This is a genomic window from Streptomyces sp. AM 2-1-1, from assembly GCF_029167645.1.
Classification (GTDB): domain Bacteria; phylum Actinomycetota; class Actinomycetes; order Streptomycetales; family Streptomycetaceae; genus Streptomyces.
Genome location: NZ_CP119147.1, coordinates 1,902,156 through 1,924,696 on the forward strand (window position 1 = coordinate 1,902,156; position 22,541 = coordinate 1,924,696).

At 70.7% G+C, this 22,541-nt stretch carries 25 protein-coding genes and 1 pseudogene; 7 read left to right on the top strand and 19 right to left on the bottom strand.

Annotation, left to right across the window (positions count from 1 at the left end):
• Nucleotides 1-42 precede the first annotated feature (42 nt).
• Both PZB77_RS07935 and PZB77_RS07940 read left to right on the top strand, forming a co-directional pair.
• Nucleotides 43-810: a GntR family transcriptional regulator gene (locus tag PZB77_RS07935; RefSeq protein WP_275491863.1), complete on the top strand. Its 768-nt coding sequence runs from the start codon at nt 43-45 to the stop codon at nt 808-810.
• On the top strand, nt 807-1,370 hold the full coding sequence (locus PZB77_RS07940) for a GNAT family N-acetyltransferase (RefSeq protein WP_275491864.1): 564 nt from the start codon (nt 807-809) through the stop codon (nt 1,368-1,370). The genes PZB77_RS07935 and PZB77_RS07940 overlap by 4 nt, the downstream gene beginning before the upstream one ends.
• 572 nt (nt 1,371-1,942) lie before the next feature.
• Here PZB77_RS07940 and PZB77_RS07945 read toward each other — a convergent pair.
• The 13 genes and pseudogenes from PZB77_RS07945 to PZB77_RS08005 form a co-directional block, all read right to left on the bottom strand.
• Complete coding sequence (locus PZB77_RS07945) at nt 1,943-2,317, bottom strand: DUF2283 domain-containing protein (protein ID WP_275491865.1); 375 nt, start codon at nt 2,315-2,317, stop codon at nt 1,943-1,945.
• Between the two features lie 234 nt (nt 2,318-2,551).
• On the bottom strand, nt 2,552-2,965 hold the full coding sequence (locus PZB77_RS07950) for a hypothetical protein (protein WP_275491866.1): 414 nt from the start codon (nt 2,963-2,965) through the stop codon (nt 2,552-2,554).
• 325 nt (nt 2,966-3,290) lie between these two features.
• Nucleotides 3,291-3,461, bottom strand: a pseudogene (locus tag PZB77_RS07955) (site-specific integrase); the annotation flags it as partial.
• Between the two features lie 213 nt (nt 3,462-3,674).
• Nucleotides 3,675-4,625 carry an RNA-binding protein gene (locus PZB77_RS07960; RefSeq protein WP_275491867.1) on the bottom strand — a complete coding sequence of 317 codons (951 nt, stop codon included), beginning with the start codon at nt 4,623-4,625 and terminating at the stop codon, nt 3,675-3,677.
• Nucleotides 4,626-4,813: 188 nt separating this feature from the next.
• The gene (mutM, locus tag PZB77_RS07965) at nt 4,814-5,671 is read right to left on the bottom strand and encodes a bifunctional DNA-formamidopyrimidine glycosylase/DNA-(apurinic or apyrimidinic site) lyase (protein ID WP_275491868.1); all 858 of its coding nucleotides are present in this window, start codon (nt 5,669-5,671) and stop codon (nt 4,814-4,816) included.
• Between the two features lie 84 nt (nt 5,672-5,755).
• Nucleotides 5,756-6,580: a ribonuclease III gene (gene rnc / locus PZB77_RS07970; protein WP_275491869.1), complete on the bottom strand. Its 825-nt coding sequence runs from the start codon at nt 6,578-6,580 to the stop codon at nt 5,756-5,758.
• Between the two features lie 19 nt (nt 6,581-6,599).
• Nucleotides 6,600-6,773 carry a 50S ribosomal protein L32 gene (gene rpmF, locus PZB77_RS07975; protein ID WP_003965982.1) on the bottom strand — a complete coding sequence of 58 codons (174 nt, stop codon included), beginning with the start codon at nt 6,771-6,773 and terminating at the stop codon, nt 6,600-6,602.
• Between the two features lie 2 nt (nt 6,774-6,775).
• Entirely contained in the window at nt 6,776-7,384 is a 609-nt protein-coding gene (locus PZB77_RS07980) for a DUF177 domain-containing protein (RefSeq protein ID WP_275491870.1), read from the bottom strand.
• 217 nt (nt 7,385-7,601) lie between these two features.
• Nucleotides 7,602-8,738 carry a cell division initiation protein gene (locus PZB77_RS07985; RefSeq protein ID WP_275491871.1) on the bottom strand — a complete coding sequence of 379 codons (1,137 nt, stop codon included), beginning with the start codon at nt 8,736-8,738 and terminating at the stop codon, nt 7,602-7,604.
• Between the two features lie 97 nt (nt 8,739-8,835).
• Nucleotides 8,836-9,315, bottom strand: a complete 480-nt coding sequence (gene coaD / locus PZB77_RS07990; protein WP_275495959.1) for a pantetheine-phosphate adenylyltransferase — start codon at nt 9,313-9,315, stop codon at nt 8,836-8,838.
• 26 nt (nt 9,316-9,341) lie between these two features.
• Entirely contained in the window at nt 9,342-9,926 is a 585-nt protein-coding gene (gene rsmD, locus PZB77_RS07995) for a 16S rRNA (guanine(966)-N(2))-methyltransferase RsmD (RefSeq protein ID WP_275491872.1), read from the bottom strand.
• Nucleotides 9,927-10,074: 148 nt separating this feature from the next.
• Nucleotides 10,075-12,330: an ATP-dependent DNA helicase RecG gene (recG, locus tag PZB77_RS08000; protein ID WP_275491873.1), complete on the bottom strand. Its 2,256-nt coding sequence runs from the start codon at nt 12,328-12,330 to the stop codon at nt 10,075-10,077.
• Between the two features lie 59 nt (nt 12,331-12,389).
• On the bottom strand, nt 12,390-14,054 hold the full coding sequence (locus tag PZB77_RS08005) for a DAK2 domain-containing protein (protein WP_275491874.1): 1,665 nt from the start codon (nt 14,052-14,054) through the stop codon (nt 12,390-12,392).
• Between the two features lie 258 nt (nt 14,055-14,312).
• Here PZB77_RS08005 and rpmB point away from each other — a divergent pair, with 258 nt between their 5' ends.
• Complete coding sequence (gene rpmB / locus PZB77_RS08010) at nt 14,313-14,498, top strand: 50S ribosomal protein L28 (protein ID WP_019762972.1); 186 nt, start codon at nt 14,313-14,315, stop codon at nt 14,496-14,498.
• A 125-nt stretch (nt 14,499-14,623) separates the two neighbouring features.
• On the opposite strand, the gene thiD is transcribed toward rpmB, so the two are convergent.
• Both thiD and PZB77_RS08020 read right to left on the bottom strand, forming a co-directional pair.
• Nucleotides 14,624-15,430: a bifunctional hydroxymethylpyrimidine kinase/phosphomethylpyrimidine kinase gene (gene thiD / locus PZB77_RS08015; protein WP_275491875.1), complete on the bottom strand. Its 807-nt coding sequence runs from the start codon at nt 15,428-15,430 to the stop codon at nt 14,624-14,626.
• 117 nt (nt 15,431-15,547) lie between these two features.
• Nucleotides 15,548-16,519 carry a thiamine-phosphate kinase gene (locus tag PZB77_RS08020; protein WP_275491876.1) on the bottom strand — a complete coding sequence of 324 codons (972 nt, stop codon included), beginning with the start codon at nt 16,517-16,519 and terminating at the stop codon, nt 15,548-15,550.
• A 284-nt stretch (nt 16,520-16,803) separates the two neighbouring features.
• On the opposite strand from PZB77_RS08020, the gene PZB77_RS08025 reads away from it, so the two are divergent.
• Nucleotides 16,804-17,037: an Lrp/AsnC ligand binding domain-containing protein gene (locus PZB77_RS08025; RefSeq protein ID WP_275491877.1), complete on the top strand. Its 234-nt coding sequence runs from the start codon at nt 16,804-16,806 to the stop codon at nt 17,035-17,037.
• 20 nt (nt 17,038-17,057) lie between these two features.
• On the top strand, nt 17,058-17,540 hold the full coding sequence (locus PZB77_RS08030) for a DUF3515 domain-containing protein (RefSeq protein WP_275491878.1): 483 nt from the start codon (nt 17,058-17,060) through the stop codon (nt 17,538-17,540).
• 55 nt (nt 17,541-17,595) lie between these two features.
• Here PZB77_RS08030 and PZB77_RS08035 read toward each other — a convergent pair whose 3' ends face one another.
• The 3 genes from PZB77_RS08035 to PZB77_RS08045 are packed head-to-tail and all read right to left on the bottom strand — an operon-like array spanning nt 17,596 to nt 20,565.
• On the bottom strand, nt 17,596-18,771 hold the full coding sequence (locus PZB77_RS08035) for a D-alanine--D-alanine ligase family protein (protein WP_275491879.1): 1,176 nt from the start codon (nt 18,769-18,771) through the stop codon (nt 17,596-17,598).
• A gap of 34 nt (nt 18,772-18,805) precedes the next feature.
• Nucleotides 18,806-19,816: an NAD(P)H-dependent glycerol-3-phosphate dehydrogenase gene (locus tag PZB77_RS08040; RefSeq protein WP_275491880.1), complete on the bottom strand. Its 1,011-nt coding sequence runs from the start codon at nt 19,814-19,816 to the stop codon at nt 18,806-18,808.
• A complete protein-coding gene (locus tag PZB77_RS08045; protein WP_275491881.1) occupies nt 19,813-20,565 on the bottom strand; it encodes a lysophospholipid acyltransferase family protein in 753 nt (250 codons plus the stop codon). Before PZB77_RS08045 ends, PZB77_RS08040 begins: the two co-directional genes overlap by 4 nt.
• A gap of 168 nt (nt 20,566-20,733) precedes the next feature.
• Here PZB77_RS08045 and cofC point away from each other — a divergent pair, with 168 nt between their 5' ends.
• Both cofC and PZB77_RS08055 read left to right on the top strand, forming a co-directional pair.
• A complete protein-coding gene (cofC, locus tag PZB77_RS08050) occupies nt 20,734-21,429 on the top strand; it encodes a 2-phospho-L-lactate guanylyltransferase (RefSeq protein ID WP_275495960.1) in 696 nt (231 codons plus the stop codon).
• A 10-nt stretch (nt 21,430-21,439) separates the two neighbouring features.
• Nucleotides 21,440-21,643, top strand: coding sequence for a hypothetical protein (locus tag PZB77_RS08055; protein ID WP_275491882.1), 204 nt, complete (start codon nt 21,440-21,442; stop codon nt 21,641-21,643).
• Between the two features lie 104 nt (nt 21,644-21,747).
• On the opposite strand, the gene PZB77_RS08060 is transcribed toward PZB77_RS08055, so the two are convergent.
• Nucleotides 21,748-22,398 (bottom strand): HU family DNA-binding protein, encoded by a 651-nt coding sequence (locus tag PZB77_RS08060; RefSeq protein ID WP_275491883.1) that lies wholly within the window; start codon nt 22,396-22,398, stop codon nt 21,748-21,750.
• Nucleotides 22,399-22,541: the final 143 nt, after the last annotated feature.

A 22,541-nucleotide genomic window follows, 5' to 3' on the forward strand; every position in this document is an offset into this window, starting at 1 on the left:
TACATGTACCAACAAGTTGCGCGAGTGCGCGATGATGAGCGAATGAGCAAGCAGCCGAAGTACCGACAAGTGGCCGACGCACTGCGCCGAGAGATCGACTCGGGGACCTTCTCTCCGGGGGCGCGCCTCCCTTCCGAGAGCGAACTTTCGGCCCGCTTCGACGCCTCCCGGAACACCATCCGGTCCGGCCTGGGGCTTCTCGTCGGCGAAGGTCTTATCTCATCGAGCCAGGGCCTGGGCTACGAAGTTCGCAAGCACGAGGTGTTCGAGCTGAACGCCTCTCGCTTCGAAGACCTGAACTTCCCGCAGAACGGCGACGCCTACTCGACCGACGTGACGAACGCCGGGCGCCGGCCGCACCAGACGTTCAGGGTCGAGGTCACCACCGCGCCTGAGGATGTGGCGAAGCGGCTTGAAATCGAGCCCGGCTCCACGGCCGTACTCCGGTTCTGCCATCGCTTTGTAGACGACGTCCCCTGGTCGACACAGGCCACTCACTACCCCGAATGGCTGGTGAAGAAGGGCCCCCGACTCACTGAGCCCGGAGACATAGCGGAGGGAACCACGCGCTACCTGGCAAGTCTCGGCATCGAGCAGATTGGGTATGCCGACGAGATCGCTACCCGCATGCCGACTCCCGAGGAGGCCCGACTGCTGGAGGTCGGCTCTGGTGTTCCCGTCTTGCTCTGGACACGCACTGGCTACTCCAACGCGCATCCGATTCGGTGCACAGTCACCACCTTCCGAGGCGACCTGAACCGGATGAACTACGAGATCGGCGATCTGTCTGCCCGGGACGGTGTTCAGTGAGGATCACAACTGCGGTCCCGGAGGATTTGGATCACCTTCTGGCCTTCCGCAAGGAAGCTGCATCTTGGATCAGCGAGCTCGGAAGCGACCAATGGAGCCGCCCATACCCTGCTGATCGTCTCCTTGCCACGATCGACGCTCGAACCGTCTTCATGGTGCGCGACGGGGAGCGGACAGCCGCGACCATCACGCTGACTCCCGAAGCCGAAGAAGGACTCTGGTCGGATGAAGAGTTGAGGGAAGCGTCCCTGTTCGTCAACAAGCTGACGGTGTCACGCGACTATGCGGGCACGAATCTAGGGGGAAAGATCCTCGACTGGGCGGGAGATCGGGCTGCTCAGGCGTCAGCGAAGTGGCTACGGCTGGATGCATGGACGAGCAATGTCGCGCTTCAGCGCTACTACATCCGGCAGAACTTCCAGCACGTCAGGACGGTCCTGGAAGGCGGTGCCGTCAACGGCGGTCCCCGTGTCTCCGGTTGGCTTGCTCAGCGTGCCGCACACCCTTCTGCCCACGGATTCGTTGACGAGACTCCCAGGCCGGAGCCTGTCCATAGCTGACGCAGTTACAGGTTTCTCTACCTCATCAAGGCACCCGGCTGCGCTCTGCTCCGCCGGGCGCGCTTCCCGGCTCTGGCTGCGCCCGCGCTCCTGCCTTCGGCCCGCTCGGCGCTGCCGCCGCCGACGCGCGCCCACAACTGGATAGGCCCGGGGGCATGAGACGAGAACCAAGCCCGCGGCTTCACGACGATGCCTCCGGCGGGGGCGCTCAGACTCCGGGATGGGAGGGGCGCCGTTCGCGGGTGCCGGTTGGAGCGTGGCGCGCGTCGTGGTGGCTCCCATCCCGACCACCTTCGACCCAGGCAGAGCCGAGCAGTCGCGGCCCAGGGCGTCAAGGTCGTTCGTACAGTGGTGCGCTCCACCTTGACGCCCTGAACCACGACCGCTCCACGGTGTGTGGGTCGAAGGCGGACGGGATGGGAGCCGGGGTGAGTGGTGGGTGAGATGAACGTGTCAGCAGGCAGTGGGTTACAAACCATCGCGCCCCCTGACCGTCTCAGCAGGTCAGGGGGCGCGGAGCTGCACACGAGAATCGACCTACATAGGCCGACCGCCGCGTCGAGTCTCGGACGCTAACCGCACTCAGTCAGCACAGCCGAGTTCGAGGGCTTCAGCACTCCGTAAGAAGGACGACGGCTCTGTTCCCTCTCCACCCGACGTGAGGTCGCCTGCTGGCTCAAGTGAGCCACAGCGTTAAGAGCAACGGGCAGGACCTCCAGCACCTGCGAGGGAACGTGGTACTCGGACGCCAGACGTGCGCGCAGCTCAGCGTCGAAATCAACACTGAGTGTCAGAAGCTCGATCCCCAGCACCATGCCGTAAGAGTCAAGATCGACAGTCACCTCGTCCGTAAACTGGACGGTACGAGCGACCTCGCCGTGCCCAAGTTCCACGTACGCAAGGGCAGCGACAGGGTCGATTTCAACCTGAATCATTGATTCAGTCATCGTCAACTCCATCCCAGGCAACACTTTTGATGATCTTGTCCGAACTCGGGGCAGCGTCCGGGACCACCCAGACCTTCAGTATCGCTCCACTTAGGCCAGGGCCGCGATACCTGATGCTGTTCTTGGGCGTAGTGATTCTCTCACTATAGTTACTTAGCGCATTCTCGATGTCACTCTCAGCTATGCGGCGCTGGCGCATCCGCCGCCTGGCGTGGTTCGTGTACGTCAGGATCATCAGGCATCGGCCTGCTCGGGAGGTCGTTGAACCTCCACCTCAAAGGAGATGTCGTCAGACCGCTCGTCATTGACCGATACCTCAAAGGTATAAGTACCCGGCGAGGAGACCGGCAAGCCAAAAGTCGCCGCGAACGCCACACCAACCAGCCCCTTGTGAGGCTTAGCATCAGTCGGTGCGGCCAGAACCGTGTCCATCCTCAGGCCAACCCCGCTCGGCGGGCGCAAGGATACACTGAGCCTCGCATCCTTCTCTGACTCGGTCAACTGCACCCGCAGGGCGCACGCCAGCGGAATCTGAGACGGCAGCGCGTTCACGGCGATGCGGTCAAAACCGGCGCCGACGACAGTCAGCAGACCACTGGCATCTACACGTGCATACTCTGCCAGAACCACGTACTGCAAGCGGGCCATCTAAACCTCCGTGAGTCAAAGTACGGGACGCGACATGTCTATGTCTCAGTCTTGGCAAGGTAGCCGCATCAAAGAGTGCACCTCGAAGAAGACGCCTCATGATCACTAAACAACCGTTCGACTCTAGACGTTGGTGTCACGCCTGGGCCGTCGTGGGGCCGTCCGAGGGCAACCAGCGACAACAAACTTTGACAAGTGATCGCCGACAACGCGCACCTCACACGCCCTGCTCACGCCAGAAGCGCAGGTCGCCCGACCAGGCGGTCACTACTTCGGCTTCTGAGAAGCCCGCGAGTCAGGGCCGTTCGCACTCCCATGGGCCGTATCAGGGACGTGGCGCGTGCCTGCGGCCCCCGAGAACGCCGTCCACCGCCGCTCGGGTTCGGGTCTCGCTCGCGGGCATGAGGTGGGTGGACCTCCCCGGCGTGCAGCCGGGATCGTGAGACCCCAGGTACGCGCCAAGCGCCTTGATGCTCTCCCCCGCGTCCAGCAGGACGCGCAGGAGACCTCGCAGTCACCCGTGAGACCGTCGCCGGCCTCGTCCGACCGGCTCCCGCTCCCGGCCGTCGCGCCGGAGCCGCCCGAGAGCATCCGGACCATCTCCCCGTCCTCGCTGCCTTCCCCCACGGGACCGGGCCACGACGGGCCGGGAACGTACGCGTGAGCGCACACCGCCGCGCACGGATGAACGGGAAACGGCGAAGCCAGGTCACCACCGGGCGCGGAGCACGCCGTCGCTGTCGGGCAGAGCGGCCTGGAAGAGCGGAGGGTGTCGGTCGAGGGACACGGGCAGGACGCAGGCAGCACGCGAGCCCGCCACCAGGGTGGCGAGTTGCCGGTGGTCGCTCTCGTCAACGGTGACGTGGTGGATCGTCGCATCCGGCGCTTCCCAGACGAACTCAACGGATTCGTCCTGGGGCAGCGCGGCGAGGACGGCCTCGACATCAGGGGTGAGGTCGGGCCAGAGAGTCACCAGCGCGCGGGGGCCCAGAGCGACGCGCACCGTGTGGAGAGTCTCCTCGGTGAGGCGGTGCCATCGGGTGGCGTTTCGGAGGTATGCCTCTTCCAGGAGCAGCGCCCGTGATGAGGCCAGTGCTGCCCGTACCCGTTCCCAGAAGTCCTCGTCCGCGGCCTGTGTCACCTCTGGTTCCTCAAGGTCCGCGGCATAGGGCGAGACGGTGATCGGTTCCGCGAACAACCCGACTTCGCGGGTACGGGCGACGGCTTCGTCGCAGGGCTGATCGCTGCCGACGTACACGTACTGGTCCCACCCGACGTGCACGGTGAAGGTGTCCCGCCACTCCAGTCTGCACCAGGCACCATTGTCCCGGAGCATGGCACGGACCAGCTCCAGCGCGACCGGCACCGGGACCTCGGCCCCGTCGTGGTAGCCGGTGAGGTCGGGTGGGAACAGTCCGGCGAGGCCGTGTCCGTCGACCGGCGCCTCCAAGCCGAAGTTGACCTGGCAGGCGAGCTCCGGCTCGCGGATCTCCAGCCGGCGCGTACCCGAGTCCCGTGCGAAAGCGGCGATCGCCTCCAGGTAAGCCGCTTCGACCGGCCCGTGGTCGCTCACCGTGTCCTCGGTGCCGTTGTAGCGGCCGTGCTCGTCCCGGTCGGCGGGGTTGTACTTGGTTATCCGGTAGGCGAAGGACGGCGACATGCTGCTCCCTGAGCGGTGGGAAGGGGTGCCTGCGTGGTGGGTGACAGCCGCCTGCCGGGTTGCGCGCTCGGCAGTGCCGGCACTCCGCGCCTGCCAAAGGCGAACAGCGGATCTGCTGCTGCGTGGCTCCGGACCGGGCCTGGGCCTGTTCGGCGCTCAGGTACTTCCCGTGCGACGGGGAGTACGCCTCACCGGGCCCGGGGCACCCGCTGGCAGTGGGGGCAGAAGTAGCTGGACCGGTTCATCCAGGGGCGGCGCCGCATCGGGGTGCCGCAGCGGTGGCAGGGCTCGCCCTCCCGGCCGTAGGCGTCCAGCGAACGGTCGAAGTAGCCGGATTCGCCGTTCACGTTGACGTACAGGCTGTCGAACGAGGTGCCGCCCTGGGCGAGCGCCTCGTTCATCACCTCCCGGACGTGGCCGAGCAGTTCGGCGGACTTCGGGCGGGTGAGGGTCGCGGTCGGCCGGTCGTAGTGGAGCATCGTGCGCCAGAGCGCCTCGTCCGCGTAGATGTTGCCGACCCCGCTGATCAGCGACTGGTCGAGCAGCGCCCGCTTGAGCGTCGTACGGCGCAGCCGGAGCGCGGTGTGGAAGGCCGCGTCGTCGAAGGCCGGGTCGAGGGGGTCGCGGGCGATGTGCGCGATGACGTCGGGGAGCCCGTCCGGGGTGGTGGGGTGGAGGGAGAGTCCGCCGAAGGTGCGCTGGTCGACGAAGCGCAGATCGGTGCCGAGGGCGTCGTCGAAGCGCATCCGGATCCGCAGGTGCTTCTCGGTCGGAGCGCCGTCGGGTCGCACCAGCAGCTGACCGCTCATCCCGAGGTGACCCAGGAGAGAGACGGGCGCGTCCTCCAGGGGGATCCACAGGTACTTGCCACGCCGCATCGCGGCCCCGAAGCGCGTGCCGCGCAGCCGCGCCGCGAAGTCCACCCCTCCCGCGAGGTGGCGCCGGACCGCACGCGGGTGGAGGACCTCCACCTCACGGACGGTCCGGCCGGCGACCCAGCGCTCCAGACCCCGGCGTACGACTTCGACCTCGGGCAGTTCGGGCACGGTGACGCTCCTCCAGGGGCACCAGGGGGACGGGAAATGCCGCGACCCCCCGGTGCACGGGGCACCGGGGGGTCGCGAACGGGGTCAAGCCGGAGAAACGTCCGTGTCCCGCGGGGGTTCGGCAGGGGTGTCGGCGGCCCCTGATTCGACCGCGGACTTCTCCGCGATCGCCCTCGCTTCGGCGGCGGCGCTGATCTCGCGCCAGGCGGACTCCGCCGCCTGCTGCTCCGCTTCCTTCTTGCTACGGCCGGTGCCGGTGCCGTACGAGACACCACCGACGCGAGCTGCAGCGGTGAAGGTCTTCTCGTGGTCCGGGCCGGTCTCCGTGACGAGGTACTCGGGGACTCCGAGACCCTCGCTCGCGGTGAGCTCCTGGAGGCTGGTCTTCCAGTCCAGGCCGGCGCCGAGGTTGGAGGACCGGTCGATGAGCGGGTCGAAGAGCCGGTGGACCAGCTCCGAGGCCGCGTCGAGGCCCTGATCGAGATAGACCGCGCCGATCACCGCTTCAAGGGTGTCGGCGAGGATGGAAGCCTTGTCCCGGCCACCCGTGCCCTCTTCACCGCGGCCGAGCCGGATGAAGGAACCGAGTTCGAGGCCGCGGCCCACTTCCGCGAGTGCACGTGAGTTGACCACCGCGGCCCGCAACTTGGCCAGCTGGCCTTCGGGCAGGTCGGGGTGGGTGCGGTACAGCGTGTCCGTGACCACCAGGCCGAGCACCGAATCCCCGAGGAATTCGAGTCGCTCGTTGGTGGGCAGACCGCCGTTCTCGTACGCGTACGAACGGTGGGTCAGCGCACGCACCAGAAGGGCGGACTCAAGGTGATACCCGAGCCGCCCTTCCAGAAGCGTGTGGGACGAGGCCGTGTTGATGTTGTCTGCCTGCTTCTTGGCGTGGGACAACTCAGACATCGCGCCTCTCACCGGCCGCTCAGACTTCGAGGACCTGGCGCTTGTTGTACGTGCCGCAGCTCGGGCACGCGATGTGCTGGAGCTTCGGCTCCTGGCAACGCTCACACGAAACCAGGGTGGGGACCGCAGCCTTCCACTGCGACCGGCGGTGGCGCGTGTTGCTGCGCGACATCTTCCGCTTCGGAACAGCCACGGCTACTTCTCCTGCTTCTCGTCGACGCCAGGCTCGGCGCCGCCCATGTTGTCCTTCTCGCCGTCCTGAACGGTCTCGGCGAGTCCCTGCAATGCCGCCCACCGGGGGTCGGCGGCATCATGGTGGTGGCCCGGATTCTCATCCAGCCTGATTCCGCATTCGGAACACAGACCGGCACAGGTCTCCGTGCACACCGGCTGCATCGGCAGTGCGAGCACTACCGCGTCACGCAGCACCGACTCGAGGTCGAACAGGCCGTCCTCAAGGAAAAACTCGTCCTCGTCGTCCTCGGCGTCGTCGGCCGGGTCCGCCGTCCTGCTGCGGCCCCGGTCGTCGGCGTCAGGGTACGAGAACAGTTCCTGGAAGTCCGCCTCGACCTCGAAGGTCAGCGGCTCCAGACACCTTACGCACTCCCCCTCGGCGGATGCACGGGCGGTGCCTGTGACGAGCACCCCTTCCATGACCGATTCGAGGCGGAGGTCCAGCGCCAGCGGGGCGCCTTCCGGCACTCCGATGACTCCGTCGATACCCAGATCCCTCGGTGCTTCCACCGAACGGGTCAGCCGCTTCAGGGCACCGGGACGCCGACCCAGCTCGTGCGTATCGAACACGAGAGGATTGCGGTGGTCGAGGTGGCCGTTCAGGGCTTCTCCTGCTTTCGGAAATCATGTGCGTCGCACGGCGTCGGGAGGGGCCGGCCCGCTCCGGAATCGAAACGGGCAGCCGGGATCGCGGAGATGCGCGCGACCGAAGAGCCAGGATACTTGACGTAACGCCCAGCACCCAATCCGGTCCGGTCGGGGCGGACCGGGCCCCGCGGCGGACGGATCAGCGGTCCTGCTCGTACCGGCGCAGCTGCTCCAGGTCGATCATGCTGGTGTCGAAGAGGCTGGTCTCGTCGAGCGCGCTCTGCGGCTGCTGGTCCTGCTGCGGCTGCTGGTCGGCCCACCCGTACTCCGGGTGACCCGCCTGGTCCTGCTGCGGCTGGTAGACGTTCGGGTCGTACGCCTGCTGGTAGGCGTACCCGTCCTGCGAGGGCTGCTCGTACCCGTCCTGGGGCGCCTGCTCGTAACCGTCCCTGGTCTCCCGGCCGTAGACGTCCCCGGACGGCTGCTCGTACCCGTACGGGTCCTGCTGGACCGGCTGCTGGTAGTCGTACGCCTGGGCGTAGGACGGTTCGGGCCGCGCCGGGGCGGAGTAGCGCGGGGACGCCTGCGCCGGCTGCGGGTCGGCCAGCTCGGCGAGGCCGGCCAGGTAGTCGGCGTCGCTGGTGTGGCCCTGGTCGCCCGCGGCGTCCTGGGCGGCCATGTGCGCGCCGAGCTCGTCGGTCGCCACCCGGCCGTGCAGTTTCTGCCTGCCGCGCCCGACCGCCTCCAGGGTCTTGCCGAGGACGGCCTCGAAGGCGCCGAGCTTGGTGTCCACGTACTCGTCGGCACGGCGCCGGAGCGTCTCCGGGTCGGCGCTGCGCTCGGGCGCCTCGGCGTAGTCCGGGTCCTCGTAACCCTGCTCGTCGGGGCCCTGGCCGCGGCCGAGCAGCTTCTCGCGGCCCCGGTCCACGGAGCCGATGGTCTTGGTGAGGACGACCTCGAAGTTGGCGAGCTTGCTGTCGACGTACTCGTCGGCCTCCGCCTTGACCTCGGCGGCCTCCCGGCGGGCCTCGGCCAGGATGCGGTCGGCCTCGTTCTGGGCGCGCACGACGACCTCGGTGCCGGAAACCAGCGAGCCGCGCTCGGCGTGGGCGGACTCGATGATCCGCTCCGCCTCCTGGCGCGCCCGGTCGACGAGCTGTTCGCTGCCGCCGATGACCTCCTCGGCATGGGCCAGCGAGCCGGGCAGCGCTTCGCGGAGCTCTCCGAGCATCCCGAGCAGGTCGGCGCGGTTGATCACGCACGAGGCCGACATGGGCATGGACCGGGCGTTCCCGACCGCTTCGACGATGTCGTCGAGCTTCTTCTGCACGTCCACCGTGTGCTCGCCACTTCCTGCTGCTGTTGGAGACGGACGGGACGACTGTAAGGCCAGTCGGCTCCCGCCCGACACCGGGTGACGGGCGGTCAGGCGGTCACGCGCGCCCCAGCCGATCCTGGAGCGCCGTGTGGACGGTCGGCGGCAGCAGGTGGGAGACGTCTCCGCCCCAGGTCGCGACCTCCTTGACCAGGGAGGACGACAGGAAGCTGTAGGTGGGGTTGGTGGGGACGAAGAGCGTCTCCACTCCGGAGAGGCCGTTGTTCATCTGGGCCATCTGCAGTTCGTAGTCGAAGTCGCTGACCGCCCGGAGCCCCTTCACGATGGCGGGGATCTCCCGCTGCGCGCAGAAGTCGACCAGCAGGCCGTGGAAGGATTCGACCTCGACGTTGCCGAAGCCGGAGGTGACCTCGCGGATCAGCTCGATCCGCTCGTCGACGGTGAACAGCCCTTTCTTGGACTGGTTGATCATCACCGCGACGTGTACGACGTCGTACAGCTTCGAGGCTCGGCCGATGATGTCGAGATGTCCGTTGGTGATGGGGTCGAACGACCCCGGACAGACGGCGCGGCGCAACATGGTTCCCTCGCTCCCGGGTCCGGTCATCGTGCGTCTTCGCACGAGGAGGCGGCGCGACCGTACCAAAGGGTCGCCTCGCCGTAACGGCGGGATCTCAGCGGCTCGTAACCGTCCGGCCAGTCGAATTCCCCGCCTCTGGTGGCACGTTCCACGGTGACGAGTGCGTCCTCTCCGAGCCAGCCCCGCGTGCGGAGTGTGAGCAGGATCTCCCGAAGATCGTCGTCGGTGACGACGTAGGGCGGATCGAGGAAGACGACGTCGTACGGGTCGGCGGGCACCGGTCCGCCCACGGTCTGCTCGGCCTTGCCGGGACGGATCTCGGCGCCGGGCAGGCCGACGGTGCGGGCGTTCTCGCGGACGGTGGCGACGGCTGTGCGATCGGCTTCCACGAGGAGCGCGTGGGCCGCGCCCCGGGAGAGCGCTTCGAGGCCGACCGCGCCCGATCCGGCGTAGAGGTCGGCGATCCGGATGCCGTCGAGGGTGCCGAGCAGCGCTTCCCAGGTCGAGAAGAGGCCCTCGCGCGCCCGGTCGGAGGTGGGGCGGGTGCCGTTGCCGGGCGGTACGGCCAGGCGGCGTCCGCCGGCCGAGCCGGCGATCACGCGGGTCATGGGAGTCGGTCCTCGGGTCGCGGGGCGGCACGCGGGAGGTTCGCGTGCTTCGGTGCGCGGACGTCTCCCGCGCGCCTCGGCTCCCACGATATGGCGTGCGGGCGGCGGTGGCCCGGGCGGACCCGGTGCGTCCCCCACGCGGTGCGGCTCATCCCTTGTCGAGGTACTCCTCGCGGTCCTTGTCCAGCAACGCGTCCAGGGCGACGCGCAGCTCCGGGTGGCCGGTCAGCTCCGGGTCGGCGGCGACGGTCCGCACCGCCTCGGCGCGCGCAGCGGCGATGACCTCCTCGTCGTCGATGACGGTGAGCATCCGCAACGAGGAGCGCACCCCGGACTGAGCCTGGCCGAGCACATCGCCCTCGCGGCGCTGTTCCAGGTCGATGCGGGAGAGCTCGAAGCCGTCCAGGGTGGCGGCGACCGCGCCGAGCCGGGCACGGGCCGGGCTCGCCTCGTGGGCCTCGCTGACCAGCAGGCAGAGCCCGGCGGCGGAGCCGCGGCCGACCCGGCCGCGGAGCTGGTGGAGCTGGGAGACGCCGAACCGGTCGGCGTCCATGATCACCATCGCGGTGGCGTTCGGGACGTTGACCCCGACCTCGATCACCGTGGTGGCCACCAGCACGTCGACCTCGCCGGCGGCGAACCGGCGCATCACGTCGTCCTTGTCGTCGGGGTGCATCCGCCCGTGCAGCACCTCGGTGCGGAGCCCGGCGAGCGGTCCGGCGGCGAGCTGGGCCGCGATGTCGAGCACGGCGAGCGGCGGCCGCTTGTCGCCGTCCGGCGCCTTCTCCTGCGCCTTCGCCTTCTCCGGCGCCTTCTTGCCGCCCTTGGTCCCGGCCGTCTCCTCGTCGTCGCCGATCCGGGGACAGACGACGTACGCCTGGTGGCCGCCCTCCACCTCCTCGCGGACCCGCTCCCAGGCGCGGGCGAGGAAGTGCGGCTTGTCGGTGGCGGGCACGACGTGGGTGGCGATCGGCGAGCGGCCGGCGGGGAGCTGGTCCAGGACCGACGTCTCCAGGTCCCCGAAGACCGTCATCGCGACCGTGCGCGGGATGGGTGTGGCGGTCATCACCAGCAGGTGCGGCGGCTGCTTGCCCTTGGACCGCAGGGCGTCGCGCTGCTCCACCCCGAAGCGGTGCTGTTCGTCGACCACGACCAGGCCGAGGTCGTGGAAGGACACCTTGTCCTCGATCAGCGCGTGGGTGCCGATGACGAGGCCGGCCTCGCCGGTGGCCAGGTCGAGCAGGGCCCGGCGGCGGGCGGCCGTCCCCATGGAGCCGGTGAGCAGGACCACCTTCGTGCCGAGCGCGGAGCCGCCGAGCATCCCGCCCTCGGCGAGGTCGCCCATCATCTCGGTGATGGAGCGGTGGTGCTGCTGGGCGAGCACCTCGGTGGGGGCGAGCATGGCGGCCTGGCCGCCGGAGTCCACGACGGCGAGCATCGCGCGCAGGGCGACCATCGTCTTGCCGGAGCCGACCTCACCCTGGAGCAGCCGGTGCATGGGGTGCTCGGTGGCGAGGTCGTCGAAGATCTCGCCGGAGACCTTCCGCTGGCCCTCGGTGAGGGTGAAGGGGAGCCGGGCGTCGAAGGCGTCGAGCAGCCCGTCGGGGGCGGGGCGGCGGGCTACCGCGGGGAGCTGGGTGTCGGCGTACCGGCGGCGGGCGAGCGCGACCTGGAGGACGAACGCCTCGTCCCACTTGAGCCGCTCCCGGGCGGCCTCGACGTCCGCCTTGCTCTGCGGCCGGTGCACCTTGACCAGGGCGTCGGGCAGGGAGACGAAACCGCGCCCTTCCCGCAGCGGGGCGGGCAGCGGGTCGACGGCCTCCCGGGCGCTGGGCAGCACCGTGTCGACGGCCTTGGCGATGCGCCAGGAGTCGAGCTGCTTGCAGGCGGGGTAGAGCGGCAGCAGGCGTCCGGCGAAGGCGTCCACGGCCTCCCGCTCACCGGCTTCCCGGTCCGCTGCTCCGGCGTCGGCGCCGGGGTCGGCGTCCAGGAGCTGGTACGTGGGGTGGGCGAGCTGCGTCTTGCGGTTGAAGACGCCGACCTTGCCCGCGAACATCGCCCGGCGACCGGGGAGGAGATCCTGGTGGGGCTTGTGCACGCCGTGGCCGAAGAAGACCAGTTGGAGGCGGCCGCTGCCGTCGGTGAGGGTGACCTCCAGGCGTTTGCCGCGCCCGTTGTTGAAGCCGTGCACCCGGGCGTCGGCGACCTGGGCCACCACGGTGACGTGTTCGTCCAGCGGGAGGTCGGAGAGCGGGGTGAGCCGCCCCCGCTCCTCGTACCGCCGCGGGTAGTGGTGCAGCAGGTCGCCGACCGTGTGCAGGCCGAGGTGTTCGGCCATCACCTTCGCGGTGGCGCCGCCGAGCAGCTTCTTGAGGGGTTCATCGAGCGCGGACACGGGTTCCATTGCACACCACACCACCGACAGTCGTCCGGCGGGAGGGCCCGGGGGCGTGTCCGGCGCCGCTACTCGACGCCGATCAGCAGCGGGGTCGCCGGGTGCCCGCCCCGGTAGACCACGGTGTCGACGGCGAGGTGGCGCTCGCGTACGTACGCCTCCAGCGTGTCGCCCAGCGCGTCCGGCGCGTGCTCGCCGAGGACCAGGGTGACCAGCTCGCCGCCGGCCGCGAGCATCCGTTCGAGGACCGTACGGGCGGTGGTGGGGACGTCCGCGCCGATGACGGCCACGTCCCCGTCGATCAGGCCCAGCACGTCGCCGGCCTGGCAGATGCCGGCCGTGGTCCACGACTGCCGTTCGGCGACGGCGAGTTCGGCGTAGCGGGTGGCCCCGGCGGCGGCGGTCATGGCGACGACGTCCTCGTCGAAGCTGCGGCCGGACTCGTGGACGGCGAGCGCGGCGATGCCCTGGACGACGGCGCGGGTCGGGACGACGGCGACCCGGACGCCCTCGGTCCTGACCTGCTCGGCGGCCGCCGCCGCGACGTGGCGCAGGCCTGCGTCGTTGGGGAGCAGGACGACCTCGCGGGCGTGGGCGCGGCGGATCGCCTCGACGAGTTCGCCGCTGGCGGGCGGCTGCCCGGGGCGGGCGAGCACCGTGACCGCGCCCGCTCCCGCGCAGAGGGCTCCGAGCTCCTCACCGGGGACGACCAGGACGACCGCGCGCGGGGCGGGCCCGGGGCCGGGGGCGGGGTGGGCGCGCTCGGCACCGAAGTGGGTGATCCTGATCCGGTGCGGGCGGCCCGCCTCCACGCCCGCCTCCACGGCGGCCCCGGCGTCGTCCACGTGCACGTGGACGTTCCACAGGCCGTCCCCGCCGACCACCACGAGGGAGTCGCCGAGGGTGTCCAGCCGGTCGCGGAGCCGGTCCACCGCCGCGTCCTCGGCCTCCAGCAGGTAGACGACCTCGAAGGCGGGTCCGTCACCGGGCACCGCCTCCGTGCCGTCCACCGGGCCGGGGACGGGTTCGGGGGCGCCGTCGGCGGACGCGGGCACCGGGGCGGCGGCCGGCCGCCGGGTGCGTACGGGGGCCCGGCCGGACACGGTCTCCACCAGGGCGCCCAGGACGGTCACCAGGCCCTGGCCGCCGGCGTCCACCACTCCGGCGCGGCCGAGCACCGGCAGCCGCCGGGGGGTGTCCTCCAGCGCCTCGGCGGCGCCCGCGTGCGCCGCCCGGGCGACCGCCGCCAGGCCGCCGCCCCCGGCACCGGCCGCTCCGGCGGCCCGTGCCGCGGCGGTGGCGACGGTGAGGATGGTGCCCTCCACGGGGTGGGCGACCGCCCGGCGGGCGGCGGCGGCGGCGCGCGTGAGCGCCCGCGCCAGGTGGTCCGCGTCCCCGCCCTCCGCGAGCACGGAGGCCATGCCGCGCAGGAGTTGGGCGAGGATGGTGCCCGAGTTGCCCCGGGCGCCGAGGAGCGCTCCGTGCGCCATGGCGCGTACCGCGTCCGCGGCGGCGGGCACGGCGGGGCCGGTGGCGCGGGCCGTGAAGACGGCCTCCACGGCGGCCCGTGCGGACTCCACGGTGAGGAAGAGGTTGGTGCCGGTGTCCCCGTCGGGGACCGGATACACGTTGATCGCGTCGATCGCCGCGCGCTCCCGGCCCAGGGCCTCCAGGGCCAGCGAGCACCAGGTGCGTACCGCGACGGCGTCGAGGTCGTCGGGGAGCTGCGGCACCTGGGTCCTCCTTGAAGCGGCCGTGTACGGCGGGCTGCTCCGCAGGTTAACCCCGGCCCGACGGGGAGTGGCCCGGTACGGGGAGCGGGAGGGCGGTGGGCTCGGACATGGTAGTTTCGTTGTACCGACGCAGCCGTTGTATGGTGTTTCGGTTGCCCGATGAGAGTCGGGCTATTCCTCCGGTGCCGCCACTTCAGTTCACTGATTCCGGCGCGCCGGATTTCACTGTAAGTGCACCTGAAGTCTTTGGAGTGACCCGTGGCTGCCAACTGCGACGTCTGTGGCAAGGGGCCGGGCTTCGGCAACAGCATCTCCCACTCGCACCGCCGTACGTCTCGTCGCTGGAATCCCAACATCCAGCGCGTGCGTGCCGTGGTCGGTCGGACGCCGAAGCGGCTCAACGTCTGCACCTCGTGCATCAAGGCCGGCAAGGTCGCGCGCTGACGTCCCCGTCGTAGCGCAGCCTTCCGGTTGCCCAAAAAGCCGGCCCACCTCGGTGGGCCGGCTTTTTGCTGTGCCCGGGCGGGGATCCGCCCCCGGTCCGCCGGGTCCGGGGGCGTTCCGCGGCCTCAGGCCCGGCGGCTCCGCCAGCCGTGGTCGACCGGGCCGATCCCGGCGCCGAGCGGGAAACCGGCTTCGATCGCCCCGGTGACGTAGCTCTTCGCGTTCCGTACCGCCGTGGGCACGTTCTGGCCGCGGGCCAGTCCGCAGGCGATCGCCGAGGCGAGGGTGCAGCCCGTGCCGTGGGTGTGCCGGTTGTCGTGGCGCGGGGCACGCAGCCAGTGCTCCTGGTCGCCGTCGGTGAGCAGATCGACGGCTTCGCCGGGCAGATGGCCGCCCTTGATCACCACCCAGCGCGGGCCGAGCGCGAGCACGGCGTCGGCGGCCCGCCGCATGTCCGCCTCGTCGGCGACCTCCACGCCCGTGAGCTGCACCACTTCGTCCAGGTTCGGGGTGGCGACCGTGGCGAGCGGCAGCAACACCGTCCGTACCGAGGCGAGGGCCTCGACGGCGAGCAGCGCGTCGCCGTGCTTGGAGACCCCGACGGGGTCGACGACGACCGGGGCGCCGGTGTCCGCGAGGAGTGCGGCGACGGTCTCGACCAGCGCGGCGGAGGAGAGCATGCCCGTCTTCACCGCCTGGACGCCGATGTCGTCGACGACGCTGCGGTACTGGGCCCGTACCGCGTCGGCCGGCAGTTCCCAGGCACCCTGCACGCCGGTGGAGTTCTGGGCGGTCACGGCGGTCAGCACGCTCATGCCGTGCACACCGAGAGCCAGCATCGTCTTGAGGTCGGCCTGGATGCCGGCACCGCCGCCGGAGTCGGATCCGGCGACGGTGAGGACACGGGGAGGTACGGCGGCAGGTATCGGCATGCCCCGCAATCTACTGGCCGCGGACGCGCGGCCGTGATCCGCGGGGCCCGGTCCGCGGCCGTGGACCGCGGGGCGGACCGACCCGGTCGGAGCCCCGGGCGTGCTGACGGGACCTGGCTACGGGGCGTCCTCGATGTCGCCGAAATGGTCCCAGCCGCCCCGGGTGGTCCAGGGCGCTCCGTCGACGGTGACCTGGGGCAGGGCCGAGGGGTTGAGGACCTCGCCGATCACCTTCCAGCGGGCGGGCAGCTTCACGTCGGGCCCGAAGGTCGCCACGATCGCGTGGTCCTCTCCCCCGGTGAGCACCCACTGGAGCGGGTCGACTCCGACCGCCTGTCCGATGTCCGACATCTGGGACGGGATGTCGATGAGCCCGGAACGCAGGTCGATGCGGACCTTGCTCGCCTCGGCGATGTGGCCGAGGTCGGCGACGAGGCCGTCGCTGACGTCGGTCATCGCGGTGGCGCCGAGCCCGGCCGCCGCGGGGCCCGCGTGGTACGGGGGTTCGGGGCGGCGGTGGGCTTCGACGAAGGCGCGCGGCGAGCGGAACCCGCGGGAGAGCACGGCGTATCCGGCCGCGGACCAGCCGAGCCAGCCGGTGACGGCGACGACGTCGCCCGGGCGGGCGCCGCCCCGGGTGACCGGTTCGTGGTTGCGGAGGTCGCCGAGCGCGGTGATCGCGACGGTGATGGTGTCCCCTCCGACCACGTCGCCGCCGACCACGGCCGCCCCGGCGACCTGGCACTCGTCACGGAGCCCGTCCATGAGTTCGGTGGCCCAGGTCACGGGGAGGCTCGCCGGTACGACGAGGCCGAGGAGGAGCGCGGTGGGCACGGCGCCCATCGCCGCGATGTCGGCGAGGTTCTGCGCGGCGGCCTTGCGTCCGACGTCGTACGCCGTCGACCAGTCGCGGCGGAAGTGACGTCCTTCGATCAGTACGTCGGTACTGGCCACCACCCTGCGGTCCGGAGCCGCCACGACCGCGGCGTCGTCGCCGGGCCCCAGCCGTACCGCCGGAGTGGTGGTGAGCCGGGCGGTGAGCTCTCTGATGAGCCCGAACTCCCCCAACTCGCCCACGGTTCCCTTCACCGAGTGTCACCTCTCGTTCGTCGCACCGGACGTCCGGTGCGGGCTGCTCCGACGGGTCCGCGTCCGTTCTCCGGCCTGTGCCGGACCGGTCCGCGCTCGCGGGTGGCCGGCGTCGCCCCGGGCGCCGCGGCAGGCACCGGTGCTGAGGGAGGCGTCCGCCGCGCTCCCCCGTACGCCACGCTAGGGACGTCTCCCGGCCCCGGGGTCTCCCCGCTCCCGTCGGCGACGCGATAACGTGGCGTTCCTCTCCCCCACATGATCCTCGTGGCCGCCCTGGAGGTTCCGTGGTACAGGCGTACATTCTTATTCAGACCGAGGTGGGCAAGGCGTCGATCGTCGCCGAGACCATCGCGAGACTTCCGGGAGTGATCCAGGCAGAGGACGTCACCGGTCCCTACGACGTGATCGTGCGCGCGCAGGCCGACACGGTCGACGCCCTCGGCCGCATGGTGGTCGCCCGGGTCCAGCAGGTGGAAGGCATCACGCGAACGCTGACCTGCCCCGTCGTCCACCTCTGACCCCCGTCTACGCTGGACCGGTGACGTCTTCCCGCCGCCGGTCGCTCCGCCCGTCGTTCCTCGTGCCGTCCGCCGCCGCGCTCCTGCTGGCGGCGGGCTGCTCCGGCGGCTCCCAGCCGTCGGTCGCGGTCCCCACGCCGTCCCGTGAGGCGGCCGCGCTCTGTTCGGACCTGGACAAGGCGCTGCCGAGAACCGTGGCCGGGCTGGAACGCGGCGATCCCGCACCGGAGTCCGAGCTGACCGCCGGCTGGGGGGACGGGGCGATCGTACTTCGCTGCGGGGTGCCCCGGCCCGCCGCCATGGCGGACGCGGATTCCAAGGCGATCGACGCGGACGGCGTCAACTGGATGCTGGAGCAACGCCCGGACGCGGGACCCCGGTTCACCACGACGTACCGCGAGGCGTACGTCGAGGTCACGATGGGGCGCGCGTACGCACACGACGCCAGCCCGCTCGCCGCGTTCGCGAAGCCGGTGCGGGCGACGGTCCCCGAAAGCCTCTGAGGCCCACTCCCGCCGGCCGGTCGTGTCGTCCGGCCGGCGGGGTGCGCACCGCGGGTCAGCGCAGTCCGGTGGACCGGTTCAGGGCCGCCTTCACGAGCCGGTCGACGAGCTCGGGGTAACCGACTCCGCTCTCCTGCCACATCCGCGGGAACATCGAGATGGGTGTGAAGCCCGGCAGGGTGTTGATCTCGTTGATGACGAACTCGCCCTCGTCGGTGAGGAAGAAGTCGGCGCGCACCAGGCCCTCGCAGGAGACGGCCTCGAAGGCGGCGACGGCGAGGCGCTGGACCTCCGCGGTCTGCTCCGGGGTGAGCGGGGCGGGCACGAGCCCGGCCGCCGCGTCGATGTACTTCGCCTCGAAGTCGTAGAAGTCGTGTGCGGTGACCGGCGGGATCTCGGCCGGCACGCTCGCGCGCGGCCCGTCCTCGAACTCCAGTACCCCGCACTCGATCTCGCGTCCGCTCAGCAGCGACTCCACGAGGAACTTCGGGTCGTGGCGGCGGGCCTCCTCGATCGCCTCGTCGAGGCCTTCGAGCCCGTCGACCTTGGTGATGCCCATGGACGAACCACCGCGCGCGGGCTTCACGAAGAGCGGCCAGCCGTGCTCACCGGCGAAGTCCACGATCCGCTTGCGGGCGGCGGCGGGGTCGCTCTCCCACTCGCGGGGGCGGACGACCACGTAGGGGCCGACGGGGAGTCCGAAGGAGGTGAAGACCCGCTTCATGTACTCCTTGTCCTGGCCGACGGCGGAGGCGAGCACGCCCGCACCGACGTAGGGGACGCCGGAGAGTTCCAGGAGGCCCTGGAGAGTGCCGTCCTCACCGTACGGGCCGTGCAGCACGGGGAAGACGACGTCCACCTCGCCGAGTGCGCGGGGCACCGATCCGGGTTCGGTGAGGACGACTTCGCGGCTGCCCGGGTCCACGGAGAGCACCACGCCGCCCTTCTCCGACTCGGCGAGCGCGTCCACGTCGGGCACCTGCCGGTCGGTGATGGCCATGCGGGCCGGGTCATCGCCGGTGAGGGCCCAGCGGCCGTCCTTGGTGATGCCGATCGGCAGGACGTCGTAAACGTCGCGGTCGATGGCGTTCAGGACGGCGCCGGCCGTGACGACCGAGATGCCGTGTTCGGAGCTGCGTCCGCCGAACACGACAGCCACACGCGGCTTGCGGCGCTGCTGCGCGGGGCCCTTCGGACGCTCAGGGCTCTGGGGGAGGTTCTCGCTGCTCATATCGCGATGAGCGTACCTGCTGGTCCCCGCCGGGTCAGCGCCGCTCGGGCTTGGCGCTCCGCGACATCAGCTCCTTGAGCGCGACGACCGGCGGCTTGCCCTCGTGGACGATCCCGACGACGGTCTCCGTGATCGGCATGTCGACCCCGTGCCGGCGGGCCAGGTCCAGCACCGACTGGCAGGACTTGACGCCCTCCGCGGTCTGGCTGGTGGCGGCGATCGCCTCCTGGAGCGTCATGCCCCGGCCGAGGTTGGTGCCGAAGGTGTGGTTGCGCGAGAGCGGCGAGGAGCAGGTGGCCACCAGGTCGCCGAGGCCCGCGAGTCCGGAGAACGTCAGCGGGTCGGCACCCATGGCGAGGCCCAGCCGGGTGGTCTCGGCGAGCCCGCGGGTGATGAGCGAACCCTTGGCGTTGTCCCCGAGTCCCATGCCGTCGGCGATGCCGACCGCGAGGCCGATGACGTTCTTGACCGCGCCGCCGAGTTCGCAGCCGACGACGTCGGTGTTGGTGTAGGGGCGGAAGTACGGGGTGTGGCAGGCGGCCTGCAGCCGCTGGGCCACCGCCTCGTCGCGGCAGGCGACGACGGCCGCCGCGGGGCGCCGTTCGGCGATCTCCCCGGCGAGGTTGGGGCCGGTGACGACGGCGACGCGGTCGGCGGAGACCTTCGTCACGTCCGTGATCACCTCGCTCATCAGCTTGGCGGTGCCGAGCTCGACGCCCTTCATGAGGGAGACGAGCACCGTCTCCGGCTCCAGGTGGGGAGCCCACTCGGCGAGGTTGGCGCGCAGCGTCTGGGAGGGCACGGTGAGCACCGCGAACTCGGCCCCGCGCAGTGCCTCGGCGGGGTCGGTGGTGGCCCGTACCGAGGCGGGCAGTTCCGCACCGGGGAGGTAGCCGGGGTTGGTCCGGGTGGTGTTGATGGCGTCGACGACCTCGGCGCGACGGGCGCAGAGGGTGACCTCGCAACCGGCGTCGCCCAGGATCACGGCGAAGGCCGTGCCCCAGGAGCCCGCCCCGAAGACGGCCACTTTGCGCGGGAGTGTCACTGGGAGCCCTTCTCTTCGGCCTCGCGCCGCTGGTCCGCGCGGGCCTTTCGGTGGTCGTACGGCTCGGCGGGAGCCTCTTCGCCGCGCACGATCGCCAGTTGTTCGGTGATCGCGGCCATGATGACCTCGGTGACCTCGCGCAGGACCTCGGGGGTCGGCTCACCGGCGTAGAAGCGGCTGAGGTCGACGGGGGGTCCGGCCTGTACGCGGAGGGTCTTGCGGGGGAAGAACCGGTACTTGTTCTCCTTGGCGTACGGCGGCATCGCGAGGTTGGCGCCCCACTGGGCGACGGGGATGACGGGGGCCCGGGTCGTCAGTGCCACGCGGGCGGCGCCGGTCTTGCCGTTCATCGGCCACATGTCCGGGTCGCGGGTGAGCGTGCCCTCGGGGTAGAAGGCGACGCACTCCCCGTCCTCGATCGCGGCGACGGCGGCCCGGAAGGCGTTCAGCGCGTCGGTGGTCTCGCGGTAGACGGGGATCTGGCCGGTGCCGCGCAGCATCATGCCGACGAACGGGGCGCGGAAGAGGGCCGCCTTCGCCAGGAACCTCGGCACCCGGCCGGTGTTGTACTGGAAGTGCCCGTAGGAGAGCGGGTCCACGTAGGAGTTGTGGTTGACGACCGTGAGGAAACCGCCGTCGGCCGGAATGTGCTCCATTCCCCGCCAGTCACGCTTGAAGAGGACCAACAGGGGCGGCTTCGCGATGACCGCCGCCATGCGGTACCAGAAGCCGATTCTGCGGCGGGACACTCGGACACCCTTCACTCGGACCTGACCTGCTGCCTTGGCCACGGACGGTCATGTCACGCCCCAGGCCCCTGCTCTGTCGAGAACACCGTACGCCCCGCCCCACGAACCGGACCGGCAGCCCGTCGTAGCGGCAGGCGAGAATGGGGACCGACATTCACGGAGGGGGAGATCGCCACGAACACCGACCCGGCCGGCCGCTGGTCCCTGGTCGTTCCGCTGAAGCCCTTGGCGTACGCCAAGAGCAGGCTGCGGGTCTCGACCGGTGAGCGCCTGCGGCCCCGACTCGCCCTGGCCTTCGCACAGGACACGGTCGCCGCGGCGCTCTCCTGCCCCCAGGTACTGGATGTGTTGGTCGTCACGGACGACGTGGTCGCCGCCGGCGCCCTGGCGGCGATGGGCGCCCGCGTGGTGGCCGACCTCCCGGGAGCCGGCCTCAACGCGGCGCTCGCACACGGCGCGGACCGGGTCCGGGCCGGGCGGCCGTCGGCGCCGGTGGCGGCGCTAAACGCGGATCTCCCCGCACTGCGTGCCTCGGAATTGTCGCGCGCACTCGCCTTCTCGTCCGAATTTCCCCGGGCATTTCTTTCGGACGCCGAGGGAATCGGGACGACATTTCTCTCGGCCGGGTCCGGAGTGGAATTGCGGCCGGCTTTCGGCGGCCCGTCCCGCCTGCGACATCTCGCGTCGGGGGCGCGGGAGGTACCGCCCGCGGGACTCGACTCGGTCCGCCGGGACGTGGACACCGGGGAGGACCTGCGGGTGGCGCTGGCCCTGGGGGTGGGGCCGCGTACGGAGGAACTGCGGGACGCCGTACGGCTGCGGGACGTCACGCGGTCCGCGGGACCCGCGCCCACCGGGCGATAGGCTGCGGGCCATGCAGGCGACCGCGTACACGTACGACCCCGTGACCCGCAGCGGCAGTGTGCTGCTCGACGACGGCACCCCGGTGGACTTCCCCGCGTCCGCGTTCGACGCGGGCGGCCTGCGGCTGCTCCGCCCCGGCCAGCGGGTGCGCATCGAGGGCCGGGGCGAGGGTTCCTCGCTCCGGATCGACCTGGTCACGCTGCAGACCTTCTAGCGGTACGCCGCTCGGCCGCGCGGCGCGCCGGACAGCCCGCGGGCCGGGCTCCCCGAGGGGAACCCGGCCCGGCGCGACGTGCGAGAGCGAGCGCGTGCCCGGTCTCACTTCTTGCGAGCGACGGCCTTCTTGGCCGTGGTGGTGCGCGCCGTGGTCTTCTTGGCGGGCGCCTTCTTGGCCGTGGCCTTCTTGGCCGGGGCGGTCTTCTTCGCCGTGGCCGTGGTCTTCTTCGCCGGCGTGGCCGCCTTCTTCGCGGCCGCCGTGGTCTTCTTCGCCGCTGCGGGGGTGGTCTTCTTCGCGGGCGTGGCGGCGGTCTTCTTCGCCGTCGCGGTGGCCGCGGAGGTGGTCTTCTTCGCCGTCGCCGCCTTACGGGCGGTGGCCTTCTTCGCCGCGGCCTTCGTGGTCGTACGGGTGGAAGCACCGCCCGAGAGGCTGCCCTTGGGGGCCTTCTTCACGGCCACGTCGTTCTTGGGAAGCTTCTTGGAGCCGCTCACCAGGTCCTTGAAGCCCTGACCCGCGCGGAAGCGGGGCACCGAGGTCTTCTTGACCCGGACGCGCTCGCCGGTCTGCGGGTTGCGGGCGTACCGCGCGGGGCGGTCGACCTTCTCGAACGATCCGAAACCAGTGACCGAGACACGGTCTCCGGCCACGACGGCACGGACGATCGCGTCCAGTACCGCGTCGACCGCGTCCGCGGCCTGCTGGCGGCCGCCGACCTTGTCGGCAATCGCTTCTACGAGCTGTGCCTTGTTCACGTCTTCCCCTTCGGAGACATTGCCAGAACGAAAGTGTTCAAGCGTTTTCGCACGTTAGGCAGATATATACCGCAAATCAAACACGAAACGGGCTAATCACCCTAGTGCCGCAACGAAGTCGACTGATGCGGACTTCCGCGGAG